The following is a 23,856-nucleotide window of genomic DNA, read 5'->3' as shown; positions in this document are numbered from 1 at the left end:
GTTCGTCCCGTCAGGCCCGCGCGCCCACGGGCCGCCGCGCCACCGCCTCCGTCCACGCATAGGCCGGCAGCGCCAGGGCCAGCGGCAGCAGGTAGTAGATGGCGCGGTAGGCCAGCACCACCGCCAGCACCTCGGCGGCGGGCAGGTGGCCGGCCAGCACGGCCACGAATACGGCCTCCAGCACGCCCAGGCCCGCGGGCACGTGCGTGATCACACCGGCCACGGCGGCCAGCAGCAGCGCGCCCAGCACCACCGGGTAGTCGATGCGCCCGTCGAACAGCAGCCACGCGATGCCGGTCATCAGCAGCCAGCTCGCACCGCCCGTGGCCGCCTGCACCAGCGCCAGCTGGCCACCGGGCAGCGCCAGCTCGTGGGAGCGCCAGCGCAGCGTGCGCCGCCCGTGCGACACGCCGCACAGCACCAGGTAGGCTGCGGCGAGCGCGACCATCGCCACGCCCAGGCCACGCAGCACGGCGTCGCTCTGCGCCCATTCGCCGGGCAGCTGCGGCGGTGACCACAGCAGCACCGCACCCGCCACCCACAGGTAGCCGAGCCAGTTGGTCACCATGCTGTGCGCGATCACCTTCGCCACCACGGCCGCCTTCAGGCCGCGGCGCGTGTACAGGCGCAGGCGCATCGCGAAGCCGCCCACCAGCGCGCCAAAGTTGAGGTTGAAGACATAGCTGATGGCGGCCGTGCCCAGCGTGCGCGGCACCGACAGGCCATGGCGTGTGAGGTGGCGGCCCACCAGGTCGAAGCCGGCGTACACGGTGTAAGCGATGAGCGCGACGCCGACCGCAACCGCCAGCCGCGCGGCTGAAAGCGCCTGCAGCGCCTGCCACACCTGCGGCCAGTCGACCGTGCCGGCCTGCCGCGCCACCAGCGTGAGCACCAGCACCGCCAGCGCCCAGGGCGCGATGCGCCTGAACCAGTGCCAGGCCTGGTGTGCGAGTCTCCCCGCCAAGCTCATGGCTGTTGCTCCGGCTGCATCGGCACGACGCGCGGCGCCTGGCGGGACGACCGCCGCGTCCAGTCCGGAAAACGGCGCAGCGCGTGAAACACCACCATGCTGCGCAGCACGATCCAGGCCGAGAGCAACCGGCCCGGCGTCGGCAATTCCACGCGCTCGCAGCAGGTTTCGAGCAGTTCGTCGAGGCGCTCGCGCAGGTGGCGCGCGAAGGCCTCATCGCGCACGATCACGTTGGCCTCCAGGTTCAGGCTGAGGCTGGTCGGGTCGAGGTTGCTGGAGCCCACCGTGGCCCAGCGGTCGTCCACCACGGCGACCTTGCCGTGCAGCGGCCGCTCGGTGTATTCGTGGATGCGCACGCCCGCGCGCATCAGGTGCCGGTACAGCAGCTCGCTGGCGCGCTTCACCCACACCATGTCCGGGCGGCCCTGAAGGATCAGATCGACCTGCACACCGCGTCGCGCGGCGCGGCGCAGGTCGCGCAGCAGGCGGTAGCCCGGAAAGAAATAGGCGTTGGCGATCAGGATGCGCTCACTCGCGCTGCGGATCGCTGCGCGGTAGTGGCGCTCGATGTCGGTGCGGTGCGCGTGGTTGTCGCGCGTGACGAATGCGGCCAGCGCACCTTCTCCGGCCGGCGCCTCCAGATCCTTGCGGCGCAGGCCGGCGCGCCAGCGCCGCAGCCACTGGCGCCGCGCTGGTTGCGGCGCTTCCACGTTGGCGCGGCAGAAGGCCTGCACCTGGCCCACGAGCGGCCCTTCGATCTCGACCGCATAGTCCTGTTTGGCCAGCGGGCCGTGCTCGGCCAGGTGGTCGATCGAGTAGTTGATGCCGCCCACGAAGGCACGCTGGCCGTCCACCACCACCAGCTTGTGGTGCATGCGGCGCAGCAGGTTGATGCGCGCACCGAACAGGCGCTGCGCGGGCTCGAAGCTGCGCAGGCGCACGCCCGCATCGAGCAGCGGCCGCGTGAAAGACGCGGGCAGGTCGGGCGAACCCCAGCCGTCGACCAGCACGTGCACGGCGGCACCGCGCGCCGCGGCACTCAGCAGGGCCTGCTGCAGTTGCCGGCCCACCTTGTCGTCGAACAGGATGAAGGTTTCCAGCAGCACCTCCTGCCTGGCCGCGGCAATGGCGGCGAACACGCGCGGGTAGTAGCCCTCGCCGTTCTCCAGCAAGGTGATGCGGTTGCCGGGGACCCAATGCGAATTCATGGCCTGCCCTCCAGCAGTTCGATGTCGGCAGCCAGCGGCGCGTGGTCGGACAGCCGATCCCAGGGGCGGCGCGCCATGGGCACAGGCAGGGCCGAGGCCACGCCGCGCACGTAGATGCGGTCCAGCCGCAGCAGCGGCCAGCGCGAGGGAAAGCTGCGCGCGTGGTGCCCGTGCGCCTCGCGAAACACTTCGCGCAGGCCGCAGGGCGTGAGCTGTTCGTCGGCGCGCAGACGCCAGTCGTTGAAGTCACCGGCCACCACCAGCGGCGCGTCGTCGGGCACATGGCGGCCCACGGTGTCGCACAGCCGGGCGAGCTGCAGGCGACGGTGCGACTCGCGCAGGCCCAGGTGCGCGCACATCACGTGCAGCTCCGGGCCTTCGTCCGGCACGGCCAGCACGCAGTGCAGCAGACCGCGCGGCTCGGCACCGGGGATCGACAGGTCGTGGTTCTCGCTGTGCAGCACCGGGTAGCGCGAGAGCACGGCGTTGCCATGGTCCTGGCCCTCGGCCACGGCATTGCGGCCGTAGGCATGCTCAGGCCAGATCTGATCGGCCAGGAACTCGTACTGCGCACCGCTGGGTCCGCTGGCGCCCTGCACCTCCTGCAGGAACACCACGTCGCTGCCCACCACGCGCACGGCTGCGCGCAGCTCGTGCAGCACCGATCGGTTGTTGAAAATGTCGAAGCCCTTGTGGATGTTCACGGTCAGCACCTGCATGCCGCATGTTAGGCCGCCCGGGGGGCGCAGCGTGTCAGACAAACACCCGTCGTGCAGCTGCGTGCGCGGCCTTTCGGCGCCAGCCGCGCAGCAACAGCGCGTTGCTCACCACGCTCACACTGCTCAGCGCCATGGCGGCACCGGCCACCACCGGGTTGAGCAAGCCAGCCGCCGCCAGCGGAATCCCGATGACGTTGTACGCGAAGGCCCAGAACAGGTTCTGGCGGATCTTGCGGTAGGTGCGGCGCGAGATGTCTATCGCGTCGGCCACCAGCGCCGGGTCACCGCGCATGAGCGTGATGCCGGCGGCGTGCATGGCCACGTCGGTACCGGTGGACATGGCGATGCCCACGTCGGCCGATGCGAGCGCCGGTGCGTCGTTGATGCCGTCGCCCACCATGGCCACCGAGCGGCCACCGTCCTTGAGCCGGCGCACGATCGCCGCCTTGTCCACCGGCAGCACCTCGGCCTCGATGTGGTCGATGCCCAGTGCGTGGCCCACCGTCCGAGCGCTGCCCAGGTTGTCGCCGGTGACCATCACCGTGCGGATGCCCAGGGCCTGCAGGCTCTGGATGGCGGTGACGGCACTGGCCTTGGGTGTATCGCCGAAGGCCAGCATGCCCACCAGCACCGGCGCGGCCGTCACGTCGGCCAGCCAGGACACGGTGCGCCCGTCGTCCTGGAGCTGGCGCGCCGCCTCGCCCAGCACGGCCGTGTCCACACCCAGCTCCTGCATGTAGCGCGGGCTGCCCAAGCGCAGCGCGCGGCCCTGCACTTCGGCCGACATGCCACGCCCGGGCACGGCACTGACCTTGGCGGCCGGGAGCAGCGCCAGGCCCGCCTGCTCGGCGGCGTTCATCACAGCACGTGCCAGCGGGTGTTCGCTGCCCGCCTGGATGGCGGCACTCCAGGACAGCAACACATCGTCGTGGCCCGGAGCGGCCAGCGCCGCGACCAGCGTGGGCCTGCCTTCGGTGAGCGTGCCCGTCTTGTCGAACGCCACGGTGTCGATGCGGTGCGCCACCTCCAGCGCTTCGGCGTCCTTGATCAGGATGCCCTGACGCGCCGCCACCCCCGTCCCGGCCATGATGGCCGTGGGCGTGGCCAGTCCCAATGCACACGGGCATGCGATCACCAGCACCGCCACCGCGTTCAGGATGGCCTGCTCCCAGTTACCGGTGGCCAGGCCCCAGCCCAGCAGTGTGAGCGCGGCGATCAACAGCACCACCGGCACGAAGACGGCGCTCACACGGTCCACGATACGCTGGATCGGGGCCTTCTTCGCCTGGGCCGACTCGACCATGCGCACGATCCGCGAGAGCGTGGACTCGGCGCCCACGGCGGTGGTCTCCACCAGCAGCAGGCCCTCTGCATTGACGGCGCCGCCGGTGACCTTGTCACCCGCGTACTTGGCCACCGGCAGGCTCTCGCCCGTGATCAGCGATTCGTCCACCTGGCTGGAGCCAATGGTGATGACACCGTCCACTGCGATGCGCTCACCCGGGCGGATCACCACAATGTCACCCACCCTCACCTGCGAAATGGCGACGTCCACGTCGCCATAGGGCATGCGCACGCGCGCCACCTCGGGCTTGAGGGCGTTGAGCGCCGCGATGGCGGCGGTGGTCTGGCGCTTGGCGCGCGACTCCAGCCACTTGCCCAGCAGCACCAGCGTGACGATCACCGCCGAGGCCTCGAAATAGAGGTGCGGTGTGCCGTGTTCGGCGTGTTTGAACAGCAGGTAGACGCTCAGGCCGTAGCCCGCGCTGGTGCCCAGGGCCACCAGCAGATCCATGTTGCCGGCGCCAGCGCGCACGGCCTTCCAGCCCGCGCGGTAAAAGCGCGCACCCAGCCAGAACTGCACAGGCGTGGCCAGCGCGAGCTGCCACCAGCCATTCAATGTCCATTCGGCGCCGAACAGCATGCCGAGCATGGGCAACGTCAACGGCAGGGAAAGCGCTGCAGCCAGCGCCACCGGCCACCAGGGCTCACCGTTGCGGGTGGCGGGCCGGGAGTCGCGGCCCGGTTCAACCGGCGCGGCGTGGTAACCGGCTTTCTCCACCGCGGCCACCAGCGCGCCCATCGCCGTGCCGGCGGCTCGCACGGTCGCGCGCTCCGTGGCCAGGTTGACACTGACCTCGCTGACGCCGGCGACGGCCTTCAAGGCCTTCTCGACGCGGGTGACGCACGACGCGCAGGTCATGCCTTCAATGGGGAACTGGTGCTCGACCAGGGACGCGGTGGCGGTGTTCATGTCGGTTCTCCGGGTGGGGTTGGGAAACCGGATGCTCGGCCTTGCCACGGTGTCAAGCGCAAGCGCGTGCGCGCCTTGACCTTGCCCCCGTGGCAAGGCACAGAGTACGGATTCCCTCAACCCTTTCTGGAGTCATCCATGCACGAATTCCTCATCCCCGACATGACCTGCGGCCACTGCGTCTCCAAGGTCAGAACGTCCCTCAAGCGGTTCGACCCGGCCTGCGACGTCCAGGTCGATCTGTCGCAGCACAAGGTCAGCGTGCGCAGCGAAGAAGACCGCGCCGCGCTCGTGGAGGCGCTCAACGAAGCCGGCTATCCGCCCGCCTGACGACCGTTCGTCGAGACCCGGCCCGGGTCTTGACCTTCCCATGGTGTCAAAGCGCACGCTGCACCCCAACAAACCCAGCACCCACGGAGCGACCCATGACCCTCACTCTCATGAACATCGGCGACGCCGCCACCGCTGCCGGCGTGTCGGCCAAGATGATCCGCCACTACGAGCAGATCGGCCTGCTGCCCGCGGCCGAGCGCAGCGAATCGGGCTACCGCCTGTACGGCGAACGCGATGTGTCGGTGCTGCGCTTCATCCGCCAATCGCGACGGCTGGGGTTTTCCGTGCCGCAGATTGCCGAGCTCATGGGCTTGTGGGGCGATTCGAAACGCACCAGCCGCGAAGTCAAGGCCGTGGCGCAGCGCCACCTGGCCGATCTTGAAGACAAGCGGCGCGAAATCGGGCAAATGATGGACGGCCTGTCGGTACTGGTGAAGGCCTGCCACGGCAACGAGCTGCCCCACTGCGCCATACTGGACAAGCTGTCGCTGCACAGCCCGGCGCAGCACCAGCCTGCCCACAAGCCACAACTGCGCAAGGGTGGCGCGCCCAGTCAGGGGCACCACAGTGGCGGCTCCAGCCCCATCGATCTCATGGCCTGGATGCGTGGGGTGCAGGTGCACCAGGCCGATCAAGCCAGGGAGACGACACCATGAACACCCACGCCCATCACGATCACCATGACCACGGCCACCACCCCGCGCACGGCCAGGCCCCGGCAGCGTCCACCGGCGGCCAGGACCCGGCGGGCACGGTCTACACCTGCCCCATGCACCCGGAGATCCGGCAGGACCACCCGGGCAGTTGCCCCAAGTGCGGCATGGCGCTGGAGCCGCTCATGCCGTCGGTGGAGGAGGACGACAACCCCGAACTGGCGGACTTCCAGCGCCGCTTCTGGTGGACGCTGCCGCTGAGCGTCGTCGTCACGGTGCTGGCCATGTTCGGCCACGACCTCGGCTGGTTCGACATGGCCACGCAAAGCTGGATCGAACTCGTGCTGACCGCGCCCATCGTGCTGTGGGCGGGCTGGCCCTTCTTCGTGCGCGGCGCGCAGTCGGTGCTGAACCGCAGCCCCAACATGTGGACGCTGATCAGCCTGGGCACGGGATCGGCCTTCGTCTACAGCGTGGTCGCCACGCTGGCGCCGCAGGTGTTTCCCGAGTCGTTCGTCTCGATGGGGCGGGTGGCGGTGTATTTCGAAGCAGCGGCGGTGATCATCTCGCTCACCCTGCTGGGGCAGTTGCTGGAACTCAAGGCGCGTTCCCAGACCTCGGCGGCGATCCGCTCGCTGCTGGGCCTGGCGCCCAGGACCGCGCGGCGCATCTCGGCCGACGGGCAGGAGGAAGATGTGCCGCTGGCCCACGTGCATGTGGGCGACCTGCTGCGCGTGCGCCCCGGCGAGAAGGTGCCCACCGACGGCACCGTGGTCGAAGGCAGCAGCGCCGTGGACGAATCCATGCTGACCGGCGAACCGCTGCCGGTGAGCAAGCGCGTTGGCGACAAGCTGATCGGTGCCACGCTCAACACCAGCGGTGCGCTGGTGATGCGTTCCGAACACGTGGGCTCGGGCACGGTGCTGTCGCAGATCGTGCAGATGGTGGCCCTGGCGCAGCGCTCGCGCGCGCCCATGCAGCGCATGGCCGACCAGGTGGCGGGCTACTTCGTCGTCGGCGTGGTGGTGGCGGCGCTGCTCACCTTCTTCGGCTGGGGCCTGTTCGGCCCCGAACCCAGCTGGGTGTACGCGCTCATCAACGCGGTGGCCGTGCTGATCATCGCCTGCCCCTGTGCGCTGGGGCTGGCCACGCCGATGTCCATCATGGTGGCCACCGGGCGCGGCGCCACGCGCGGCGTGCTGTTTCGCGACGCCGCCGCCATCGAGAACCTGCGCAAGGTCGACACGCTCATCGTCGACAAGACCGGTACCCTGACCGAGGGGCGGCCGCGCTTCGAACGCGCCGTGGGCCACGGGCACTTCTCCGAAGACGAGGTGCTGCGCCTTGCGGCCAGCCTGGACCAGGGCAGTGAACACCCGCTGGCCGCCGCGATCGTGGCCGCCGCAAAGGACCAGGGGCTGACCCTGGTGGCACCGGAGCGCTTCGACTCGGCCTCCGGCATCGGCGTGAAGGGCGTGGTGGAATCGAAGTCGCTGGCCCTGGGCAACACGGCGCTCATGCAGCAGATCGGTGTGGACGTGGCGCCCCTGGCGCGCGAGGCCGAGGCCCTGCGCGCACGCGGCGCCAGCGTCATGCACCTCGCGGTGGACGAGGCATTGGCCGGCCTGCTGGCCGTGTCGGACCCGGTCAAGGCCATCACGGCCGAAGCGCTGGACTCGCTGCGCGAGGCGCACATCCGCGTGATCATGGCCACGGGCGATGGCCTGACCACCGCGCGTTCGGTCGGTGAGCGCCTGGGCATCGACGAGGTGCACGGCGAAGTGAAGCCGGCCGACAAGCTCGCACTCGTCGAAAAGCTCCAGGCAGAAGGCCGCGTCGTAGCCATGGCCGGCGACGGCATCAACGACGCGCCGGCGCTGGCACGCGCCGATGTCGGCATTGCCATGGGCACCGGCACCGACGTGGCGATGAACAGCGCGCAGCTCACGCTGATCAAGGGCGATCTGCGCGGCATCGCCGTGGCCCGCACCCTGTCGGAGGACACCGTGGTCAACATGAAGCAGAACCTGGCGTTTGCGTTCCTCTACAACGCGCTGGGCATTCCCCTGGCTGCGGGCCTGCTGTACCCCTTCACCGGCTGGCTGCTCTCGCCCATGATCGCGGCGCTGGCCATGAGCCTGAGTTCGGCGTCGGTGATCGGCAATGCGCTGCGGCTGCGCGGGGCCAAAGTTCCCCACGGCACGCCGTGACGCACCACCCATTGACCTGCGTCAACTCCGCACGAGATCCCCGAGCCAGGCCGGAACCAATGGCCCGGTAACAGTGCCCAACCGGCACCTGCAACACAAGGAGCCACCGATGAGACCTCTCTACACCCTTCTGGCCGTGTCCAGCGCCGCCCTGCTCACGGCATGCGCGGGCGCTGGCGCAACGACCTTCGGCGGAAACCACGCCGCCCACCAGGCCGCCGCGTCAGCGGACGGCATGCCCGGCCCCATGCAGGGCCGCATGCACGGTCGCATGCAGCACACGCCCGAAATGCAGGCCTTTCACGAGCAGATGAAGAATGCGAAAACGCCCGAAGAGCGGCAGGCCCTGATGAACGCGCACATGAAGGCCATGCACGAGGGCATGGACCCGGCGAAGTGCATGGAAGGCATGCAGGGCGGCATGCACCGCAGGGGCGGCTGAACCGCCGCGCGCCGGGGCGCGTCAGGGCGGCCTGATCAGTGCCGCCTGCCGAACACCGGCGCGTCAGCCGGGGCGGCGGCGTTGCGCAGTTCGTGAAGCGCCTGCTCCAGCGCGGCCACCGCGTTCATCAGGCGCACGTTTTCGGCTTCCAGCCCTCTCACGCGCTCGATCATGGCCGCGCTCATGCCGCCAAAGCGGCGGCGCCAGGCGTACACGGTGGAGACGTTGACCCCGTGAACCCGGGCCGCCTGTGCCACGCCCAGGGTCTGCGCGCTCGCCAGGGCGTGAACGATCCGCTCGGCCGGGTGTGCCTGTGCCCCCATCTCCCCCTCCTGCCTCTGTTGTTCAGGGACTCTCGCAGCGGAAGTTCTCCGCCTCGTCGGTGCTGCCCGATCCGGTGTACTTCGCCACCTGGGGATAAGGGCACAGTGGCCGCGTGCGGGTGACTACGCCAGCGTCGATGCGCGAGGCCACGATCTCGTTCGGCGCCACATCCTTCTCGGACCATGCCATGAGCGCGCGGAAGATGTCGGTCTTCGGCTCCATCGGCACTGCACCGCTGGAGCCCTGGCCGAACTGGTTGACGCCGGTCCCGCCACTGCAGTGGCCCATGCCGCCCACCATGTACAGGCGCGAGAAGTCGCTGGCGTTCGCGTCGCCCATGGTCTGCTTCACGCGCTCGTAATACTGCGTGGTGCCCCTGGGCATGATCAGGTTGTCCGACCAGCCGTGGTACAGGATGAGCTTGCCGCCGCGCGCCTGGAAGGCCGAAAGGTCCGGGTTGTCGGTGGCCATGCGCGGGCCCACCTGGGCGATGTTGTCGCTGAAGAAGCTTTCGTAGTTGAGGTAGTCCAGCGTGTTCCAGTCCCAGGCCGGGTCGAAGTACACCCAGTAGCGCGCCTGCTCGATCGGGATCGGGAACGGCGTGGCGCCCGCCAGGGCGGCCAGGCTGGTGCCGCGCTCCAGGCCGGGCCACAGCAGGTTGCCGCCCGCGCCGCGCGCACCGCCCCAGATCTTCTTGATGGCGCTGGCTTCGCCGGGCGTGAGGCAGGTGTTGTCCGCGCAGGCCGCGTTGGTGATGGTGAGGTCGTTGGTGGGGTCGTAGTCGCAGGTGCGTGGGTCGTCGATCACGCCATCCGTCACACCGTCGGCTGCGTCGCACACGGCCACGGCGCGCTCGGTGGCCAGGGTCTGCTTGGCGGTGGCAACCGGTCCGCCCGCGTCCTCGCGCATCGCGATCTGCGGCCAGATGTGGTACGCCTGAAAGCGGTCCCAGTGGATGGCCGGTGCGCCCGCCAGGATGGCGTCGAAATCCTCCGGGTAGCGCTGCGCCATCATCAGCCCCTGGCGCCCTCCGGTGGAGCAGCCATACCAATAGGAGCGCACCGGGTCTGCGGCGTAGTAGGCCCTGGTGAGCTGCTTTCCGATCACCGCCATCAGGTGCATCGAGCGGTGCGCAAAGTCTTCCTGCAAAGGCACATTGGGGTTGCCCGGCGAGAGCATGCCGAAGGCACCCGAGAGAAAGAAGTCGGGGTGTCCGGTGTCCGTTTTCACGCCCACAAAGCCCTGGCGCACCGAGTCGGTGGCCACGCCAAGCTGCGAAGAGCCCGCGTACACCCCATTGCCTTCGGCACGGAAGCGCCCGTTCCAGTTGGATGTGGGCAGCGAGACCCAGATGTTGACGGCCTGGTCCACGCGCACCTTGACCAGACAGTAGTCGCGGTCGCGCGCATCGCCACTGGCGGTGGTGCCGGTGGACACCTCCAGCACCGTGACGGGCGCGTCCGCTGTCAGCACGGTCGCGCCGATGCCGGCCATGTCGCAGGTGTTGCTGGGGTTGATGGAGATGTTGTCAAAGTCCACGCCCGGCGTGGTCGGGGTGCTGGCCGCGTCGCCACCGCCGCCGCCGCCGCAGGCGGCCAGCAGCAGGGCGGCCACCGCACCCGCCGCGCAGCCGCGGCGCCGCAGGGGCTGGTGTTTGTTGTCCTGGTTCACGTGTGTCTCCTCGTTGTAGGTGGATCGGGAGACCGCATTGCATCGCGCGTGCCCTGGCGCGTCTTTCAACATCGGACCAGGTTTTCAGCAACGCACCACGAACCTAGGGATACCCCCAAAGAGGAATCGCGCTAGCAGCTATAGCGAAGTGGTATGCCGCAAAGGGGCTGCAGGTGTCAGACTCGGTGGTCGCATCCATCGCCTCATCGGCGAACGCGCACAGGAGACATCGCATGGCACGAACGCACGCGCGCGCAGCACCGGTCAACCCGCTGGAAGAACGCAACCTGCTCAGCACCGAGGCCGTGTCCCGCTGGGCCGGCCTTTCTCTCGGCTGGGTCGAAGCGGTGCCCGATCTCTCGGGTTCGTGCGAGACGGCCGGCCACACGCTGCTGGCCATGCTGGACTGCGGTCGCGCCCGGGCCGAATTCCACTACGGGCACCGCTCCACCGAGCACGAGCTGGGCGCGGGCGCCATCGGCCTGTTCGCGCCCGGCGGGCACGCCGACGTCTCGCGCTGGCGCTGCGACAGGGTGCGCCGCATCATGCTGCAGTTCGACCAGGCGCAACTGGACGACACGGTGCTGTCGGAGCAGCTCGCCCGCATGCCCCTGCGCACCGAAATCGAATTCCACGACGACGACCTCGCCGGCGTGCTGCGCGCGATGGTGCACGAGGTGGCCGACGGTTGCCCCCGTGGCGCGCTCTACGCCGAATCGCTGTCGCTGGGCGTGGCCATGCGCCTGCAGCAGCGCGCGGCCAGCCGCTACACCACGCCGCGCGAACGTGGCCGGCTCTCGGCCGCGCAGGCAGGCCGCGTCGAGGCGCTGGTGCGGGCGCGGCTGGCGCAGAACCTGAGCATCGGCGAGCTCGCGCAAGCGGCCGGTTTCAGCAAGACGCAGTTCGTGCGTCTGTTCAAGAACACTTTCACCTGCACGCCCTACCACTACATCCTCAACGCGCGCCTGCAGCGTGCGCGCGCACTGGTGCAGGGCAGCATGCAGCCGCTGGCCGGCATTGCCGAAGACAGCGGCTTCTCCAGCCAGAGCCACATGACCACCGCGTTCCTCAATGCCTTCGGCGTCACGCCGGGCGGTTTGCGGCGCGCGCTCTCGGGCCACGCCGAGCCCGAGGGCCACTGAAACACGCGAGGCCGGCCTACTGCATGTCGCCCGTGACGGCCGAGAGCGACAGCGCGTAGCGCCCCCGCACCGCACCCGCTCGCGCGCCCATCGCCTCCAGCGAGGCGTCGTCCAGCTGCTTCTGCGCCAGCGCCTCGAGCTCGGCCGCCTCGTAACCGCAGACCACCAGCACCCAGTCGGCGCCCTGGTCGGCGCTGCCGCGGATCTTCTGTTCGGTGGTCTCGGCAATGGCCGGTGGCTGGTGCTGCAACAGGTGCATGCCCGCCAGCCCCGGCTGCACCACCAGCTCGGCGGCGAGCGCCTTCAGCGCCTCGTGCAGCGCCTCGGCCTGGCCTTCGGCGGGAGAGAGCCGCACCGTGAGCGCCTGCCGCGCCACCGCCGCGCCCCGGCTCTCCCGCACGCGGCACTGGCTGCGCACCATGTTGCGGTGGTGCGGCATCATGCGCTTGGACCACGGCGACGGCGCGTTCAGCGCGGCCAGGTAGGCCGGCGAGGCCAGCGTCTCCCAGTCGGCCAGCTCGTACATCACGAACACGCCCTCGCCCCCGGTGGCGCTCGTCCAGCGCGTGGCGCGCTCGAAACCGGCGATGGCCAGCCGCTCGGGAAAGTGTTCGTGCGTGTGCCAGTGCTCGAACTCGGACCGCATTTCGGCCGCCATGTTCCACCACATGGCCAGGCAGGCTGTTCCCTTCAGTGACATGGTTGGGGTGCTCCAGAGATTGACACGCACCGGGTCCGTCCCCACGCGCCATGTCCGCAGAATGCCAGAACAGGCCGCACCCTCACAACCGCGAATACGCCAGCCCCGATGCCACACCGCCGAACAAATCACCCTCCACCAGTGGCACGCCGGGGAACGCGGCCTGCAATGCGCGCTGGAACGGCCGCAGGGCCGAGGAGCCGCCGGTGAGGTAGATCGCGTCAGGCGTGGCACCGGCCAGCCCGGCGCGGCGCACGCATTCGCGCGCGCACTGCACGGTGCGATCCAGCAGGGTGCCCAGGTGCAGCGCCATGTCGGCCGGGGCGATGTGCGCCGCCAGGCCGGGCTCCACGAATGCCAGATCGATCGGCGCGCTCGCGTCCTGCTGCGAACAGCCGATCTTGGCCTGCTCCACCGCGTGCGCGATGCGGTGGCCGTCGCGCTGCTGCAGCACCTGCATCAGGCGCTGGTGCAGGTGGCGGTCCGTGTAGTTGACGCGCAGCGCCTGCGCCTGGCTCATGGCGCGCGGCAGGTACAGCCAGTGGATCAGGTGCCAGGTGGACAAATCCATGAACACGCGGCTGGGCACCTCGCGCCCCTGCGGCCCATGGTGGCCGTAGCCCAGCAGCGGCATCACCTGCGCCAGGCTCAGGCGCTGGTCGAAGTCCGTGCCACCGATGTGCACGCCCGCCGTGGCCAGCACGTCGCCGCTGCGGTCGGCCCGCTGCATGCGCTGCGGCCCGAGCCGCACGACGGTGAAGTCCGACGTGCCGCCGCCCAGGTCCACCACCAGCACCAGGCGCTCGGCCGTGAGGCGGCGCTCATGGTCGAGCGCGGCGGCGATGGGCTCGAACTGGAACGAGACCTCGTCAAAGCCCACCGCCAGCGCCGCGTCGTGCAGCGACTGCTGGGCCAGCGCGTCGCGCTCCGGGTCGTCGTCCACGAAATGCACCGGCCGCCCCATCACCACGCGGCGCGGCGCATGACCACCCAGCGCCTGTGCGGCGCGCTCGCGCAGCCCGTCCAGAAAAATCTCCACGATCTGCTGGAAGCTCACCTGCTGGTGGTTCACCTCCGTGGATTCGCGCAGCAAGGGGCTGCCCAGCAGGCTCTTGAGCGAACGCAGCAGCCGCCCCTCCGTGCCCGACAGGTACTGCGCCACCGCGTCGCGGCCGAAGTGCGTCAGCCGGTCCTCCACATTGAAGAACACCGCCGTGGGCATGGACGTGGCATCCCCCTCCAGCGGAATCAGCCGCGCCACACCCCCGGGCGCCGCCCAGGACACGGCCGAATTGGACGTGCCGAAGTCGATGCCGAGCATGCCGGCAGGGGGCGGCGAGGATTGCATGGGCGGAAGTGTCACGACGCCCTGGGCGGCGGCGGTGGAGATGGCGGTGCCTTCCTGCCCAGGCGGTCCCAGTCCTTCAGCGTCTGCGCCAGGCGGTTCTTCGCGTCCGCGTGGCTCTTGCTGAAAGCGCTTGTCAGCCGCTTCTTCAGCGCCTCGTCCGCCGGCGGCGCGCCGATGGCCTTGAGCTGGTCGATCACCAGCATCACGGTCTGGAAGTTGCCCGAATGGATGGCCATGTACAGCGGCGTGCGCCCCGCCACACTGACGGCGCCGTCCGCCGCGTCCAGCACATTGGCGCCGTGCTCCAGCATGTACTTCAACACCCCGGCCTTGCCTTCGGTGCACGCCCAGTGCAGCGGCACCAGGCCGCCTTCCAGCCGGGCGTTGAAGTCGGCACCGGGCGCGGCCAGCAGCTCCGGGGCGAGGGGCCAGCCGGAGGCTTTGAGCATTTGCTGGGTTTTCCAGTGGGTCATTGGCATGGCTGCATCGTGTTGGGACCATCAGGCCGCCGCGCAATCGACGGTACTGCGACACAGACAAAAAAACCAGGCCTCACGGCCTGGTTTTCTGTGTGGAGCTGAACGGGCTCAGCGCGGTGTGCGGCGCGCCATCGGGCGGGACGGGCCGCCTTCGTTGCGGCGCGGGGCGAATTCGCCGCCGCGCATGGCGCCGCGTTCGGCGTTGCCACGGTCGCTGAAGCCACCGCGTTGTTCGCCGCCCTTGTCGCTGCGGCCGAAGCTGGAGAAGCCGCCCGGCTTGCGCGCGGGTGCGCCACGGTCGCCGCCGCCGAAGCCGCGGTTGTCACCACCGCCACGGTAGTCGTTGCGCGGTTGTTGCTCGAAGCGGCCTTGTTCGGCGCGCGGGTCGGAACGGCCTTCGAAGCGCGGGTCAAAGCGCGATTCGGGGCGGCTGTGGTCGACGCGGGGTGCGTCGAAACGACCACCACCTTCGGGGCGGCCTTCGAAGCGCGGGCCACGCGGGCCGGGGCCGCTGCGGCGGTCGTTGAAACCGCTGCGGTCGGCGTAACCACCGGGGCGGCCGGGCGGGCGGCCACGGCCGAATTCGGGTTGCGGCGCGCGCTGGCGCGGCTCGAGGCCGGGCACGGTCTCGACGTTGATGCGCTGGCGCGTGTAGGCCTCGATATCACCGATCTTGCGGCGATCGCGGAACTCGGCGAACGTGACGGCCAGGCCGTCGCGGCCGGCGCGGCCGGTGCGGCCGATGCGGTGCGTGTAGTCCTCGGCCTTCATCGGCAGGCCGAAGTTGAAGACGTGGGTGATGGTGGGCACGTCGATGCCGCGCGCGGCGACGTCGGTGGCCACGAGGATCTGCACCTGGCCGGCGCGCAGCGCCTGCAGGCGGCGGTTGCGCATGCCCTGGTTGAGCGCGCCGTGCAGCGCGACTGCGGCAAAGCCGGCCTGCTGCAGGTCGGTGGCGAGGCCATCGCATTCGATCTGCGTGCTGCAGAACACCACGGCCTGGTTGATGGTGGTGTCGCGCAGCCAGTGGTCGAGCAGCTTGCGCTTGTGGTCGGCGTGGTCGGCCCAGAACAGCACCTGCTTGATGTTGGCGTGCTGTTCCTGCGGCGAATCGATCTGCACCTTCTGCACGTGCTTGCCGCCGTCGTGCATCACGCGCATGGCGAGCTGCTGGATGCGCGGCGCGAAGGTCGCGCTGAACATCATGGTCTGGCGGCGCTGGCTGGTCAGTGCGTTGACTTCGGCCAGGTCGTCGGAGAAGCCGAGGTCGAGCATGCGGTCGGCCTCGTCGACGACGAGGAACTGCACCTGGTCGAGCTTGAGCTGCTGCGAGCGCTGCAGATCCAGCAGGCGGCCGGGCGTGGCGACGACGAGGTCGGCGTTCTGCAGGCGCGCGATCTGCAGCTGGTAAGGCATGCCGCCGACCACGTTGGCGATGCGCAGGCCGCGGCAGTGGCGCACGAGGTCGATGGCGTCGTTGGCCACCTGCTGCGCGAGTTCGCGCGTGGGGCACAGGATCAGGGCGCCGGGCGTGGCGGCCTTGAAGTTGCGCGGGCTGGTCGGGTCCTTGCGCTTGGGGGCCTTGGGCGGGGCTTCGCCACGGGCCAGGGCGTCGGCCACGGCCTGTTCGCGCGCGGCGCGTTCCCTGGCGTCGGCTTCGGCGCGCTGCTGCAGCAGGGTGTGCAGCACGGGCAGCAGGAAGGCGGCGGTCTTGCCGCTGCCGGTCTGGCTGGAGACCATCAGGTCGGCAAACCGCTGTTCGCCACCGACCACCATGGCCTTGGGGATCACGTTGTTCTGCACGCCGGTGGGCTGCACGTAGCCAAGGTCCACGCAGGCCTGCACCAGCTCGGGCGCCAGGCCCAGCAACTCGAAGCCGTTGGGGCCGGCGGGCACCACGGGCTCGGTGGTCATGGGGGTGGAGGTGTCCGCGTCCGTTTCGGCAGACAGGGTTTCGGGCGAGAAATCGCCGCGGGCTTCAAAAGAGTCGCTCATGTTCGTCCATGCGCCAGAAGGCGCAACTGATCGAATGCAAACGCTGGGATGACGGCCGACCCTGACAGGGTGGCAGCTCCGGGGGCGTCGGATCCGTTCGTGGTTACAAAACATCAACCATCAAACGATCGACGCGCCATGGGTCACAAAAAGGGAGAACGTGACGCCGGGAGCGAAGGCCCCGTCCTGCAATGCGGGGGGCCTGGTGTGTGAGGCAGATGCACAAATCATCGCAGTTGCCTGCGAAGCCTGCGATTATGGCACAGATTCAGGGAAAACCCTGAATCTTTCTGCGCCCTCAACTCAACACGGCGCGAACGATGTGGAACAGCACCGCCGCCACCACCGCCGTGGCGGGCACGGTGATGATCCAGGCGGCCACGATGCGCATGACCACCGAGCGCTTGACGATTTCCTTCTTGTAGGCCTTGCGGAACGCCTTCTGTTCCTTCTTGGCGAACACCGCGCCCAGGGCGGTTTCGGCCGCCTCGCGCTGTTTGGCGCGGCGCTTCATGTCGGCCAGCATGCGCTTCTTCTCGCTGACCTCGGCGGCCTCGAACCGGTTCAGGTAGGCCTCGACCTCGTCGCGGTCGGCGCCCTGGTGGCCGGCGAACACCACCGCTTCCATCTTGGCGTAGTTCACCTTGAGCAGCTCGCGCAGGAAGCCCACACCGAACACCGCGCCGATGGAGATATGGGTGGTCGACACCGGCATGCCCAGCTGCGAAGCGATGATCACCGTGAGCGTGGCGGACATCGCGATGGAGTACGCGCGCATGTTGTCCAGCTCGGTGATTTCCTTGCCCACGGTGCGGATGAGGCGCGCGCCATACAGCGCCAGGCCGATCGACAGCCCCAGCGCACCGAGCACCATGATCCACAGCGGCGTGCCGGCCTTGGTGGCAATCGCACCTTCCTTCACCGCTTCGTAGATCGCTGCCAGCGGACCGATGGCGTTGGCCACGTCGTTGGCGCCGTGCGCGAAGCTCAGCAGCGCGGCCGAGCAGATCAGCGGCCAGGTGAACAGGCGGTTGACGCCGTCCTTGCTGTTGTGCTGGCGCATGGCCATGCGCGCGATCGGCTTGCGGATCAGCCACCACACCAGGGCCGCCACCACCGCGCCCGCCAGCAGGGCCACCAGAAAGCCGACCTTGACCATCTGGCTCACGCCCTTGACCAGCATGTAGGTGGTGTAGGCCCAGACCATCAGGGAGATGAGCACCGGCACCACGCGGCTGGCGGCGTCGGTCTTGTCGCTGCGGTAGGTCACGCTGCGCTTGATCAGGTACAGGAAGGCCGCGGCCAGCGCACCGCCCAGCAGCGGCGATACCACCCAGCTCGCCACGATGGCGCCGATGGTGCCCCAGTTGACAAGGCCCCAGCCGCCGGCCGCGATGCCAGCGCCCATGACCGCGCCGATGATGGAGTGGGTGGTGGACACCGGCGCGCCCAGCGCGGTGGCCAGGTTGAGCCAGAGCGCGCCGGCCAGCAGTGCGGAGAACATGACCGAGGCGAACAGCGCCGGGTCGCCGATCTGGCCCGGATCGATGATGCCACCCTTGATGGTGCCCACCACATCGCCACCGGCCACGATGGCGCCCAGCGCCTCGAACACCGCGGCCACCACGATGGCCCAGCCCATGGTCAGGGCCCCGGATCCCACCGACGGGCCCATGTTGTTGGCCACGTCGTTGGCGCCGATGTTCATGGCCATGTAGGCGCCGACGGCCGCGGCCACGATCAGCAGCCACACCGCCGAGGAAGCCAGGCCGACCGTGGAGGCGCCGGTGAGCGAGGCGTACACCCCCACCAGCAGCAGGAACAGCAGCGCGGCACCGAGCTGGAGCACGTCCTGGTGTTTCGCGACGAAGCGGGAGCGGGATTTTTTTGTCATACAGGTATCACGGATTTGTCACGATTCTGGCATGCGGCACCCGGCCAGGCACGTGGCGCCCTGCCCGGCCCGGGCGGCGCCCGATGCAGGCTCAACGCAGGAAATGGGTGCGGTAGTGCTCGAGTTCATCGATGGACTCGTGCACGTCGGCCAGCGCGGTGTGCTTCTGCTGCTTCTTGAAGGCGTTGTAGACCTCGGGCCGCCAGCGCTTGGCGAGCTCCTTGAGCGTGCTCACGTCCAGGCAGCGGTAGTGGAAATACGCCTCCAGCTTGGGCATGTACTTCACCAGGAAGCGCCGGTCCTGGCTGATGGTGTTGCCGCACATGGGCGAGCCGTTCTTCGGCACGTATTTCCCGATGAAGGCCAGCAGTTCGGCCTGCGCGGCGTCTTCGTCCACCGTGCTGGCCTTGACCTTGTCGATCAGCCCGCTGCGGCCGTGCGTGCCCTTGTTCCAGGCGTCCATGGCGCCCAGCAGGGCATCGCTCTGGTGGATCACGATCACCGGGCCTTCGATGCGCGGCGTGAGCAGCGGGCCGGTGATCACCACCGCGATCTCCAGCAGGCGCTCTTTCTCCGGGTCCAGGCCACTCATCTCGCAGTCGAGCCAGACCAGGTTCTGGTCGCTCTTGGCGAGGGTGGGGGTGGGAGTGTCGGTGGCGGGCATCGCCGCGGCGGCGGTGGCCGGGGGGTTGGCAGAGGTCATGGCGGGGATTTTCGCCGATCCGCCGCTTGGCCCTGACAGCGGGTCGCCGTGGCCGTCTTCGATAGACTCGGCCCCATGGACACCGCCTCGCTCTCTTTCACCGCCCTCTTCTGCGCCCTGCTGGTGCTGGGTCTGGTCGTGCGCACCGTGCTCGCCAGCCGCCAGATCCGCCATGTGGCGCGCCATCGGGGCGCGGTGCCGGCCGCTTTCAGCGACACCATTTCGGTCGAATCGCACCAGAAGGCAGCCGACTACACCCTCACCAAGACCCGTTTCGGCCTGCTGGAAACCGCGCTGGAGGCAGCCCTGCTGCTGGGCTGGACGCTGCTCGGCGGCCTGGACTGGTTGAACCAGACGCTGCTGGGTGCGCTGGGCGGCGGCCTGGTGCAGCAGCTCGCGCTGATCGCGGCCTTCGTGCTCATCGGCAGCCTGATCACGCTGCCGCTGAGCTGGTACGCCACCTTCCGCATCGAAGAGCGTTTCGGCTTCAACAAGATGACGATTTCGCTCTGGCTGGCCGACCTGCTCAAGGGCACGCTGGTGGGCGCGCTGGTCGGCCTGCCGATCGCGGCGGTGGTGCTGTGGCTGATGGGCGCGGCGGGCCCGGCCTGGTGGCTCTGGGCCTGGGGCGTGTGGATGGTCTTCAACCTGCTCGCGCTGGTGCTCTACCCGACGGTGATCGCGCCGCTGTTCAACAAGTTCGAGCCGCTGTCGGACGAGGCGCTCAAGGCCCGCGTGAATGCGCTGATGCAGCGCTGCGGCTTCGCCGCGAAAGGCCTGTTCGTCATGGACGGCAGCAAGCGCAGCGCGCACGCCAACGCCTACTTCACCGGCTTCGGCGCCGCCAAGCGCGTGGTGTTCTTCGACACCCTGCTCAAGCAGCTGAGCCCGGACGAGATCGACGCCGTGCTCGCGCACGAGCTCGGCCACTACAAGCGCCGCCACATCCTCAAGCGCATCGGGCTGATGTTCGCGCTGAGCCTGGCCGGCTTTGCCGCGCTGGGCTGGGTCTCCAGCCAGGCCTGGTTCTACAGCGGCCTGGGCGTGACACCCTCGATGGACACGCCCAACGACGCGCTTGCCCTGCTGCTGTTCCTGATGGTCGTGCCGCTGTTCACCTTCTTCCTCTCACCGCTGATGGCGCAGCTCTCGCGCAAGCACGAGTTCGAGGCCGACGCCTATGCCGTCGCGCACACCAGCGGCACCGATCTGGCCAGCGCGCTGCTCAAGCTCTACAAGGACAACGCCAGCACGCTCACGCCCGACCCGGTGTACGCCCGCTTCTACTACTCCCATCCCCCTGCCAGCGAGCGCATTGCGCGCCTGCAACCCGCTGCCTGACCGCACGACCACCCCTGCCATGAACCCGATCCACCAGAACCGCCGCGCCCTCTCCGCCACCGAAATCGTCACCCGTCTCACCCAGCTCAACGGCGACGACGCCCAGGGCTGGAAGCTGATCGACGGCGCCCTGGAGAAGACCTACACCTTCGCCAACTACCACGCCACCATGGCCTTCGTGAACGCGCTGGCCTGGATCGCGCACCGCGAAGACCACCACCCCGATCTGGCGGTGAGCTACAGCCGCTGCACGGTGCGTTTCAACACGCACGACGTGGGTGGCATCTCGGTCAGCGATTTCCACTGCGCCGCCGCGGTGGACGCACTGCAGAAGGATTGATGGCCGCCGGCCTGCAACCCGGACTGGTGGTGGCCGCCCACGGGCGCCACTGCCTCGTGGAAAGCCCCGACGGCACACGCCGCATCTGCCACCCGCGCGGCAAGAAGAACGCGGTGGTGGTCGGTGACAGCGTGCAATGGCAGGTCACGGGCGACGAGGGCAGCATCGAACGCGTGGACGAGCGGCGCAACCTGTTCTACCGGCAGGACGAGATGCGCACCAAGTCGTTCGCCGCCAACCTGGACCAGGTGCTGGTGCTGGTCGCGGCCGACCCGGAGTTCTCCGAGAGCCAGCTCACACGCGCGCTGATCGCGGCGCAGGCCGAGCGCATCGACGTGCTGATCGTGCTCAACAAGAGCGACCTGCAACCCGCATTCGACCGCGCCTGGGCACGGCTGGCGCCCTACCGGCGCATGGGCTGCGCGGTGCTGCCCCTGCGCCTGAAGGCCGGCGAAGGACCGGATGACGGCCTGGCCGCACTGCAGGAGCGTCTGGAGGGCAAACGCACACTGGTGCTGGGCCCGTCGGGCGTGGGCAAGAGCACGCTGGTGAACCGGCTGGTGCCCGAAGCGCGTGCGCAAACAGGCGAGATCTCTCGCGCGCTCAACTCGGGCAAGCACACGACCACCAGCACGACCTGGTACTGGGTGGACGCGGCGCGCCAGACCGCCCTGATCGATTCGCCGGGTTTCCAGGAATTCGGCCTGAACCACATCGAGCCCATGCAGCTCGCCCAGCTCATGCCCGACCTGAACGCCACGCTGGGGGACTGCCGGTTCTACAACTGCACCCACCTGCACGAACCGGGCTGCGCCGTGGTGGCGCATGTGCAGACGGGCGACGCGGATCAGCCTGGCGCCGACGCACTGGCGATCAGCGAGAACCGCTACCGCCTCTATCGCGAACTGTTCGCAGAGCTCTCGGACAAGCGCCGGTACTAGAGCCCGGCCAGGGTCAGCAGTGCGAGCAGCAGCATCCACAAGACCACCGAGCGCCACACCAGACCCACGACACTGCCCAGGTGGGCCAGCTGGGGTTCGGGCCGGTGGCCCGGGTCGCCTTCTTCCGGCAAGGCGAATGCGTCGGGCTGCGGTGCCAGTCGCACGTTGAGCGCACCCGAGGTGGCGGCCAGCACCACACCGTCGCTGCCGGGCGCGAAACGTTCGGCATCGCCGCGCCAGCTCGCCAGCGCCTCTTCGAAATTGCCGACCACGGCAAAGCCGAGGGCCGTGGCACGCGCCGGCACGTAGTCGACCCAGGCCCAGGCCCGTGCGGCGGCGTGCTGCAAACCCAGGCTAGGCGTGCCGTCGGGCCGCGCGCGCCAGTTGCGCGAGAGGTATTCGGCCAGGCGGTAGAAGACGGCGCCCGCCGGCCCCATGCCCAGTGCCCAGAACACCACGAAACACACCAGCACGCCGAACACATGTCGGTGCGCGGCCAGCACCGACTGCTCGATCACCTGGCGCAGCAGCTCCGCGCGCGGCAGGCTGGACGCATCGACCCGCAGCCAGCGCGCGAGCTTCTCGCGCGCCAGCAATTCGTTGCCCTCGTCCAGCGCCTGGCGGATCTCGCTGAAGTGGTGACTGAACTGGCGGAACCCGAGCGTGACGTACAGGATGGCCACGGCCCAGGCAAACGCGAGCACCGAGCTGAACTGCCACAGGCCCCCGTACACCAGGCCCGCAATGGCGGCCGGCACACCCACAGCGAGCGACCACGCGACCCAGCCGTGCGAGGACTGGCCGGCATCCAGGTTGCGCCGCACGGTGCGCGCCCAGCCGCGCAGCCCGGCATGCACCGGGTTGTCGAAAGCCAGTGGGCGCGCCTGCTCCAGCAGCAGGGCAACGAGGATGGCGAAAAAACTCATGGCGCCATCATAGTGGCGAGCTCGCCGGTGTCAGGCGCTGAGCAGGCGGTAGAAGTTGCGCAGCATGCCGGCCGTTGCGCCCCAGATGAAGCGCTCGCGATCGCCGTCCTGGTAGGGCATCGAGTACCACTGCCGCACCACGCCCTCGAACGCCAGCGCGTGGCGGCGGTGGTGCAGCGGGTTCATCAGGTAGGCCAGTGGCACCTCGAACACATCGTCCACCTCGTACGGGTTGGGCACCAGTTCGAAACCGGGCTGCACCAGCCCCACCACCGGCGTGACGCTGAACGAGGTGCCGGTGACGTACACCGGCAGCGTGCCCAGCACCTCCACCCGCTCGGGCGCCAGGCCGATTTCCTCGTGTGCCTCGCGCAGCGCCGCGGCCGTGGCGTCGGCGTCTTCCGGGTCGAGCTTGCCGCCCGGCAGGGCAATCTGCCCCGAGTGAGTGGACATGTGTGTGGTGCGCTGCGTCAGGATCAGTGTGAGTTCCTTGCGCATCACCAGCGGCAGCAGCACGGCGGCTTCGGCGGGCGGGCGATCGGCAAATTTCGGCTCACGGCGCAGTTCGGGCGTCCAGACCGGCGGGCGGGCGAAGAGCTCGCGCAGGCCCGCGGGCGTGAGGCGCTGCGCCTGCGCGGGTTGCAGCATCTCGTCGTCCTCGTCGGCCACGATGGGCACAAGGCGGGGGTCAAAGGCGGGCAGGAGCTGGGTCATGTGGGCTGGAGCATAGCGACAGGCCGTGCCCCGCGCTGTGGCAGGGCCAGACGCAAAAAAGCCGCTCCGGGGAGCGGCTTTCTTCAAGGGAGCCGTGAGGCGAGGCCTTACGCGGCCTTGGCGCCCAGCTTTTCCTTGATGCGGGCCGACTTGCCGCTGCGCTCGCGCAGGTAGTACAGCTTGGCACGGCGCACGTCACCGCGGCGCTTGACTTCGATCTTGGCGATCAGCGGGCTGTACAGCGGGAAGGTGCGCTCCACGCCTTCGCCGTTGGAGATCTTGCGCACGATGAAGCTGGAGTTCAGGCCGCGGTTGCGACGGGCCACCACCACGCCTTCGTAGGCCTGCACGCGCTTGCGCGTGCCTTCGATCACGTTGACGCTGACGATCACGGTGTCGCCAGGGGCGAACGGCGGGATCACTTTGCCGAGGCGAGCAATTTCTTCCTGCTCAAGGGTCTGGATGAGGTTCATGATTTCCTGTTTTGTCGATCATGCCCGCGCTGCACTAAAGGCCGCGAATCCGGCAGGGGCCCTGTCCAGACCTCTG

The 23,856-nt window shown here is 69.2% G+C and carries 23 protein-coding genes; 8 read left to right on the top strand and 15 right to left on the bottom strand.

Translation table 11 applies throughout. The features are described from left to right. Positions 1–10: 10 nt before the first annotated feature. Genes K5880_RS18315 through K5880_RS18300 form a run of 4 tightly spaced genes read right to left on the bottom strand, consistent with a single transcriptional unit; the run spans position 11 to position 5,151 of the window. On the bottom strand, positions 11–970 hold the full coding sequence (locus tag K5880_RS18315; RefSeq protein ID WP_297655663.1) for a lysylphosphatidylglycerol synthase domain-containing protein: 960 nt from the start codon (positions 968–970) through the stop codon (positions 11–13). Then, positions 967–2,178, bottom strand: coding sequence for a cardiolipin synthase ClsB (clsB, locus tag K5880_RS18310; protein WP_297655660.1), 1,212 nt, complete (start codon positions 2,176–2,178; stop codon positions 967–969). Before clsB ends, K5880_RS18315 begins: the two co-directional genes overlap by 4 nt. Then, positions 2,175–2,897, bottom strand: a complete 723-nt coding sequence (locus tag K5880_RS18305; protein WP_297655657.1) for an endonuclease/exonuclease/phosphatase family protein — start codon at positions 2,895–2,897, stop codon at positions 2,175–2,177. The genes clsB and K5880_RS18305 overlap by 4 nt, the downstream gene beginning before the upstream one ends. A gap of 34 nt (positions 2,898–2,931) precedes the next feature. Next, positions 2,932–5,151 (bottom strand): heavy metal translocating P-type ATPase, encoded by a 2,220-nt coding sequence (locus K5880_RS18300; RefSeq protein WP_297655655.1) that lies wholly within the window; start codon positions 5,149–5,151, stop codon positions 2,932–2,934. A 138-nt stretch (positions 5,152–5,289) separates the two neighbouring features. Here K5880_RS18300 and K5880_RS18295 point away from each other — a divergent pair, with 138 nt between their 5' ends. The 4 genes from K5880_RS18295 (at position 5,290) to K5880_RS18280 (ending at position 8,789) form a co-directional block, all read left to right on the top strand. After that, the gene (locus tag K5880_RS18295; RefSeq protein ID WP_297655652.1) at positions 5,290–5,481 is read left to right on the top strand and encodes a heavy-metal-associated domain-containing protein; all 192 of its coding nucleotides are present in this window, start codon (positions 5,290–5,292) and stop codon (positions 5,479–5,481) included. Between the two features lie 95 nt (positions 5,482–5,576). Next, entirely contained in the window at positions 5,577–6,140 is a 564-nt protein-coding gene (locus K5880_RS18290) for a Cu(I)-responsive transcriptional regulator (RefSeq protein WP_366883210.1), read from the top strand. Continuing rightward, a complete protein-coding gene (locus K5880_RS18285) occupies positions 6,137–8,347 on the top strand; it encodes a copper-translocating P-type ATPase (protein WP_297655650.1) in 2,211 nt (736 codons plus the stop codon). The genes K5880_RS18290 and K5880_RS18285 overlap by 4 nt, the downstream gene beginning before the upstream one ends. A 109-nt stretch (positions 8,348–8,456) precedes the next feature. Further along, positions 8,457–8,789: a hypothetical protein gene (locus K5880_RS18280; RefSeq protein ID WP_297655647.1), complete on the top strand. Its 333-nt coding sequence runs from the start codon at positions 8,457–8,459 to the stop codon at positions 8,787–8,789. A gap of 35 nt (positions 8,790–8,824) precedes the next feature. On the opposite strand, the gene K5880_RS18275 is transcribed toward K5880_RS18280, so the two are convergent. Next, positions 8,825–9,112, bottom strand: a complete 288-nt coding sequence (locus K5880_RS18275; RefSeq protein ID WP_297655644.1) for a transposase — start codon at positions 9,110–9,112, stop codon at positions 8,825–8,827. A gap of 22 nt (positions 9,113–9,134) precedes the next feature. Beyond that, on the bottom strand, positions 9,135–10,784 hold the full coding sequence (locus tag K5880_RS18270) for a tannase/feruloyl esterase family alpha/beta hydrolase (RefSeq protein ID WP_297655641.1): 1,650 nt from the start codon (positions 10,782–10,784) through the stop codon (positions 9,135–9,137). 233 nt (positions 10,785–11,017) lie between these two features. Here K5880_RS18270 and K5880_RS18265 point away from each other — a divergent pair, with 233 nt between their 5' ends. Further along, positions 11,018–11,926, top strand: coding sequence for an AraC family transcriptional regulator (locus K5880_RS18265; RefSeq protein WP_297655638.1), 909 nt, complete (start codon positions 11,018–11,020; stop codon positions 11,924–11,926). 16 nt (positions 11,927–11,942) lie between these two features. Here the strand turns inward: K5880_RS18265 and K5880_RS18260 are convergent, their stop codons facing one another. The 6 genes from K5880_RS18260 to orn all read right to left on the bottom strand — a co-directional run bounded on the left by K5880_RS18260 (position 11,943) and on the right by orn (position 19,006). After that, positions 11,943–12,626, bottom strand: a complete 684-nt coding sequence (locus tag K5880_RS18260) for a hypothetical protein (RefSeq protein ID WP_297655635.1) — start codon at positions 12,624–12,626, stop codon at positions 11,943–11,945. An 82-nt stretch (positions 12,627–12,708) separates the two neighbouring features. Continuing rightward, entirely contained in the window at positions 12,709–13,974 is a 1,266-nt protein-coding gene (locus K5880_RS18255; RefSeq protein WP_297655632.1) for an Hsp70 family protein, read from the bottom strand. 11 nt (positions 13,975–13,985) lie between these two features. After that, entirely contained in the window at positions 13,986–14,453 is a 468-nt protein-coding gene (locus K5880_RS18250; protein ID WP_297655629.1) for an ankyrin repeat domain-containing protein, read from the bottom strand. Between the two features lie 108 nt (positions 14,454–14,561). Next, positions 14,562–16,448: a DEAD/DEAH box helicase gene (locus K5880_RS18245; RefSeq protein WP_297655627.1), complete on the bottom strand. Its 1,887-nt coding sequence runs from the start codon at positions 16,446–16,448 to the stop codon at positions 14,562–14,564. A 298-nt stretch (positions 16,449–16,746) separates the two neighbouring features. Then, positions 16,747–18,342, bottom strand: a complete 1,596-nt coding sequence (locus K5880_RS18240; protein ID WP_297655624.1) for an inorganic phosphate transporter — start codon at positions 18,340–18,342, stop codon at positions 16,747–16,749. Positions 18,343–18,433: 91 nt separating this feature from the next. Then, positions 18,434–19,006 (bottom strand): oligoribonuclease, encoded by a 573-nt coding sequence (orn, locus tag K5880_RS18235; protein WP_297655738.1) that lies wholly within the window; start codon positions 19,004–19,006, stop codon positions 18,434–18,436. 114 nt (positions 19,007–19,120) lie between these two features. On the opposite strand from orn, the gene K5880_RS18230 reads away from it, so the two are divergent. The 3 genes from K5880_RS18230 to rsgA are packed head-to-tail and all read left to right on the top strand — an operon-like array spanning position 19,121 to position 21,667. Further along, positions 19,121–20,386: a M48 family metallopeptidase gene (locus tag K5880_RS18230; RefSeq protein ID WP_297655619.1), complete on the top strand. Its 1,266-nt coding sequence runs from the start codon at positions 19,121–19,123 to the stop codon at positions 20,384–20,386. Between the two features lie 19 nt (positions 20,387–20,405). Then, on the top strand, positions 20,406–20,726 hold the full coding sequence (locus K5880_RS18225) for a 4a-hydroxytetrahydrobiopterin dehydratase (RefSeq protein WP_297655617.1): 321 nt from the start codon (positions 20,406–20,408) through the stop codon (positions 20,724–20,726). Continuing rightward, a complete protein-coding gene (gene rsgA / locus K5880_RS18220; RefSeq protein ID WP_297655614.1) occupies positions 20,726–21,667 on the top strand; it encodes a ribosome small subunit-dependent GTPase A in 942 nt (313 codons plus the stop codon). The genes K5880_RS18225 and rsgA overlap by 1 nt, the downstream gene beginning before the upstream one ends. Here rsgA and K5880_RS18215 read toward each other — a convergent pair. The 3 genes from K5880_RS18215 to rplS all read right to left on the bottom strand — a co-directional run bounded on the left by K5880_RS18215 (position 21,664) and on the right by rplS (position 23,780). After that, on the bottom strand, positions 21,664–22,593 hold the full coding sequence (locus tag K5880_RS18215; protein WP_297655611.1) for a CobD/CbiB family protein: 930 nt from the start codon (positions 22,591–22,593) through the stop codon (positions 21,664–21,666). The genes rsgA and K5880_RS18215 overlap by 4 nt on opposite strands. A gap of 30 nt (positions 22,594–22,623) precedes the next feature. Then, entirely contained in the window at positions 22,624–23,307 is a 684-nt protein-coding gene (locus K5880_RS18210) for a CoA pyrophosphatase (protein ID WP_297655608.1), read from the bottom strand. A 107-nt stretch (positions 23,308–23,414) separates the two neighbouring features. Further along, positions 23,415–23,780, bottom strand: a complete 366-nt coding sequence (gene rplS, locus K5880_RS18205) for a 50S ribosomal protein L19 (protein WP_297655605.1) — start codon at positions 23,778–23,780, stop codon at positions 23,415–23,417. Positions 23,781–23,856 lie beyond the last annotated feature (76 nt).

This window comes from Hydrogenophaga sp., from assembly GCF_025699295.1.
Lineage (GTDB): Bacteria > Pseudomonadota > Gammaproteobacteria > Burkholderiales > Burkholderiaceae_C > Hydrogenophaga.
This window is presented reverse-complemented; position numbering and strand designations above follow the sequence as displayed.

Coding starts and splice junctions, on each gene's coding strand:
- K5880_RS18225 (WP_297655617.1), top strand. CDS start 20,406: ATGAACCCGATCCACCAGAACCGCCGCGCCCTCTCCGCCACCGAAATC.
- K5880_RS18250 (WP_297655629.1), bottom strand. CDS start 14,453: ATGCCAATGACCCACTGGAAAACCCAGCAAATGCTCAAAGCCTCCGGC.
- K5880_RS18275 (WP_297655644.1), bottom strand. CDS start 9,112: ATGGGGGCACAGGCACACCCGGCCGAGCGGATCGTTCACGCCCTGGCG.
- K5880_RS18230 (WP_297655619.1), top strand. CDS start 19,121: ATGGACACCGCCTCGCTCTCTTTCACCGCCCTCTTCTGCGCCCTGCTG.
- K5880_RS18300 (WP_297655655.1), bottom strand. CDS start 5,151: ATGAACACCGCCACCGCGTCCCTGGTCGAGCACCAGTTCCCCATTGAA.
- K5880_RS18210 (WP_297655608.1), bottom strand. CDS start 23,307: ATGACCCAGCTCCTGCCCGCCTTTGACCCCCGCCTTGTGCCCATCGTG.
- K5880_RS18255 (WP_297655632.1), bottom strand. CDS start 13,974: ATGCAATCCTCGCCGCCCCCTGCCGGCATGCTCGGCATCGACTTCGGC.
- K5880_RS18280 (WP_297655647.1), top strand. CDS start 8,457: ATGAGACCTCTCTACACCCTTCTGGCCGTGTCCAGCGCCGCCCTGCTC.
- K5880_RS18240 (WP_297655624.1), bottom strand. CDS start 18,342: ATGACAAAAAAATCCCGCTCCCGCTTCGTCGCGAAACACCAGGACGTG.
- K5880_RS18285 (WP_297655650.1), top strand. CDS start 6,137: ATGAACACCCACGCCCATCACGATCACCATGACCACGGCCACCACCCC.
- K5880_RS18295 (WP_297655652.1), top strand. CDS start 5,290: ATGCACGAATTCCTCATCCCCGACATGACCTGCGGCCACTGCGTCTCC.
- K5880_RS18290 (WP_366883210.1), top strand. CDS start 5,577: ATGACCCTCACTCTCATGAACATCGGCGACGCCGCCACCGCTGCCGGC.
- K5880_RS18245 (WP_297655627.1), bottom strand. CDS start 16,448: ATGAGCGACTCTTTTGAAGCCCGCGGCGATTTCTCGCCCGAAACCCTG.
- K5880_RS18305 (WP_297655657.1), bottom strand. CDS start 2,897: ATGCAGGTGCTGACCGTGAACATCCACAAGGGCTTCGACATTTTCAAC.
- K5880_RS18260 (WP_297655635.1), bottom strand. CDS start 12,626: ATGTCACTGAAGGGAACAGCCTGCCTGGCCATGTGGTGGAACATGGCG.
- rsgA (WP_297655614.1), top strand. CDS start 20,726: ATGGCCGCCGGCCTGCAACCCGGACTGGTGGTGGCCGCCCACGGGCGC.
- clsB (WP_297655660.1), bottom strand. CDS start 2,178: ATGAATTCGCATTGGGTCCCCGGCAACCGCATCACCTTGCTGGAGAAC.
- K5880_RS18215 (WP_297655611.1), bottom strand. CDS start 22,593: ATGAGTTTTTTCGCCATCCTCGTTGCCCTGCTGCTGGAGCAGGCGCGC.
- rplS (WP_297655605.1), bottom strand. CDS start 23,780: ATGAACCTCATCCAGACCCTTGAGCAGGAAGAAATTGCTCGCCTCGGC.
- K5880_RS18315 (WP_297655663.1), bottom strand. CDS start 970: ATGAGCTTGGCGGGGAGACTCGCACACCAGGCCTGGCACTGGTTCAGG.
- orn (WP_297655738.1), bottom strand. CDS start 19,006: ATGCCCGCCACCGACACTCCCACCCCCACCCTCGCCAAGAGCGACCAG.
- K5880_RS18265 (WP_297655638.1), top strand. CDS start 11,018: ATGGCACGAACGCACGCGCGCGCAGCACCGGTCAACCCGCTGGAAGAA.